Origin of the sequence: Oscillibacter sp. (genome assembly GCF_032060045.1) — a bacterium.
Taxonomy (GTDB): domain Bacteria; phylum Bacillota; class Clostridia; order Oscillospirales; family Oscillospiraceae; genus Oscillibacter.
Genome location: NZ_DAMBZJ010000010.1, coordinates 38,557 through 41,835 on the forward strand (window position 1 = coordinate 38,557; position 3,279 = coordinate 41,835).

Here is a 3,279-nt window from a genome sequence, read left to right on the forward strand (position 1 = left end):
TGGTGGGAATATCGAGACAGCCCAGCACGTTCATCATGGTGGACTTTCCCGAGCCGGACTGGCCCACGATGGCCACAAACTCTCCCCGCTCGATGTTCAAAGAGATACCGTCCAGCGCCCGAACCTCGCTTTCAAGGCCCTCCGCATAGATTTTATATATTTCTTTCAATTCGATTAGCATAGGCCTTACCATCCATAGGAGTTTTCCATCTGGGTGGTGGTGAACACAACGGTGCCCTCTTCCACGCCGGACTTAATCTCCACGTTATAGTTGTCGGAAATGCCGATTTCCACCGGCACCGGATAGTATCCATCGGGCACGCCGTCCACAGGAACCGCCAGCTCTGCGGCATTCTCCGGGGCCTTCGGCGCCTTGACGAACACCACGTAGCCGGAGGACTCGTCCGTAAACTGGGCGTTTTTCACGCTCTGGATGGGCAGCGTCAGGCAGTTGTCGTTTTGGCTTGCCACCAAAGTATAGGTAACGTTACTGCCGCTCATGAGCGAACCGTCAATGTTGTCCACGGAAATCACCATGGGATAGGCTGCCACACCGTTTTCCACCTTGCTGTTAAGACTGACGGACTGCACCATTCCCATAAACGGGGTTCCCCACTGGTCCAGATCCACCGGCATTCCCGCCTTTACATAGCCGATGTTCCGCTCGTCTACCGTGGCGTCAATCAGGATGGTGGTGGTGTCGGCAATGGAAATAACCGTGGTATTTGCGGCAACCTCCTCCCCGGTAGTAAGCGCAAGCCCCATCACCGTTCCGTCGATGGGAGCCACGGCGCTGCAGTTATCCAGATTCTCCTCCGCGGTCTTCAACGTCTTTTTCGCGTCCGCCAGGCTCTGCTCCAGAGAAAACAACTCATTTTCGCTGTTTTCTCCGTCAATCTGCACCAGCACCTTTCCGGGAGTCACATCTAAAAAGTCCAACAGGCTTGTGGAAACCACCGTGCCGCTGACAGTCGTTTTCAAATCAATTACACGGTTGTATTCCAGCTTGCCGGCCTCATAGGGATACACACTTTCGCCTCCCGCCGTAAGCACGGCGGAGGCAACCATATCCCCGGTCAGCGTGCCGGGATTCTTGATGGAAAATTCCACCTCAAACAGCCGCGCGCCCTCCGGAGAAATCCGATCTACCATATGTACCGCGGAGACAGTGCCGGTGACATTCCCCATCAGCGCGGGAATCGACACATCCGCGGTCTGCCCCACCCGGATATCGCCCTCATAGGCGTAGCTGTAGTACTGTTGAAGTTTCATGGTGCGGTCGTCTACCAGTGTGGCCACCTTTGTGCCTTTGCCGATTTCCTCGCCCACGTTCAGTTTCACAATGTCCTTCAACGTTCCGGCAAAGGGTGGGGTCAGGTTCAAGCCCGCAATATCCTTCTGCATGGTGTTGAGCTTCTTCTGATAGCCATCTACTTCCTTCCGGGCCTTTTCCACAGCGGTTCGGGCCGTTTCGGAATCGATGACAAAGAGCGGCGTTCCCGCCGTGACCTGCTGGCCCTCGGTGACAAAAACTTCCTGCACCGTGCCAGAGGTAGTCAGAGTGATGACCTTGCTCTCCTTGGCTTTGGTAATACCACTGCCTTGCACGGTAGAGGTGATGGAATTGTACATCACCGTATCCTCAACTACCTTAGCCTCCGGCTTCGCGCCGCCACCCAGGATTTTCGACAGTGCAATGACGGCAACCAAAGTCACGCCACCGATGATTCCCCAGCGGATCAGCTTCTTTTTCTGTTTTGGCGTCATAGGCGGGCGCTTGTGCTTCCCTCCGTCCGCCGAAATCCCGCCTGAAGGTGCGCCTTCATTACCGGATGATAAGACGCTAACCTCCTCCGGCGCGGTCTCCCCGCTTTTCATTGGATCTTTCACTTCTGCCATTTGCTGTTCCTTTCTCACAGAGCCGCCTGTGACAAAAAATAACTGTATCAATCAGATTAATACAGTATGCCGTGCAAATCAACAACAAAACAGTTACAGTTCAAATGCCCGACCGTTTTCAAGACTGATCTGCCACCTATATTTTTTGCATTCTCTATAATGACGCACAAACGTCGAAAAAAGTTTCCAAAAAGCAAAACTTTTAAAAACTTTTCCATTTACATAGGAAAGGCCCCGCCGATAAACGGCGGGGCCTTTTCAAGGAGGTTTTACGGCAATCAGGCAATTTGGGCCTGATCCTTCTTAGCTGAGAAGCGCTGATAGACAACCAACGCTGCCAAAACCGCAAGGCCGGAGATATCTGTCACTGTTCCGGGAATCATCATTGCCAGACCGCCAGCGACGAGCACGATGCGGAGTATCCAATTGATCCTTTTGTACAGGAATCCGCCAAGGCCCGCCGCAACACCAAACATGCCCAGCAAAGAGGTGACCACGATAATCACCATGTCATACCACTGGGCGTCGATGCCCAGCATTACGGGACTGAAAGCAAAGATGTACGGTACAATGAACGCGGCGATAGCCAGCCTCGTTGCATTTACTCCGGTTTTCATGGGGTTGCCCCTTGCAATGGCGGCGCCTGCATAGGCGGCCAGCGCCACGGGAGGTGTAATATCCGCCACAATGCCGAAGTAGAACACAAAGAAGTGCGACACCATGATGGGGAAGCCCATCTGCACCAAAATCGGTGCGCAGGTGGAGGCCATGATGCAGTAGTTTGCCGTGGTGGGAACGCCCATGCCCAGAATGATACAAGCGATCATGGTCAGGAACAGGGCAATCAGCGGAATCCCCATGGACGCGGTTAGAATACCGCCCAGCAGCTTGGATGCAAGGCCAGTAACGGTGATGCAGCCTGCGATCATACCCGCCATGGCGCAGGCTACGGCCACGGTAATCACGTTTCTGCCGCCGTTTTCCAGAGCGTCAATGATTTTAGTAAGATTCAGCCGCTCATCCTTATTGATGAAGCCCACTATTATGGCGATGAGGATTGCCACGGCGGCGGAGAACTGCATTGTGTAAGTGTTGGTGGACACCAGCACCACCAGAATCACCAGCGGCAACAGCAGATACATCTTCTTCATCAGGATGCCGATTTTAGGCAGCTCGTTCTTAGGAATGCCCTTCAAGCGCAAACGCTTTGCCTCCAGATGGACGGCAATGTAAATACCAGCGAAATACAAAAACGCAGGAAGAATTGCCCGGAGGGCGATCTGCCCATAGCTCACGCCGATATACTCCGACATCAAGAATGCGGCTGCGCCCATAATGGGAGGCATAATCTGTCCGCCGGTAGAGGACGCAGCCTCCACC

3 protein-coding genes are annotated in these 3,279 nt (G+C 53.8%); all 3 read right to left on the bottom strand.

The features are described 5' to 3' along the window. Positions 1 to 181: ATP-binding cassette domain-containing protein (locus RT018_RS05855; RefSeq protein ID WP_312940106.1), on the bottom strand; the 181-nt coding region annotated here is incomplete at its 3' end. Between the two features lie 5 nt (positions 182 to 186). Further along, on the bottom strand, positions 187 to 1,899 hold the full coding sequence (locus RT018_RS05860; protein WP_312940108.1) for an HlyD family efflux transporter periplasmic adaptor subunit: 1,713 nt from the start codon (positions 1,897 to 1,899) through the stop codon (positions 187 to 189). A 278-nt stretch (positions 1,900 to 2,177) separates the two neighbouring features. Next, positions 2,178 to 3,279 (bottom strand): TRAP transporter fused permease subunit (locus RT018_RS05865; RefSeq protein ID WP_312940109.1); only part of this gene is annotated, 1,102 nt, incomplete at its 5' end.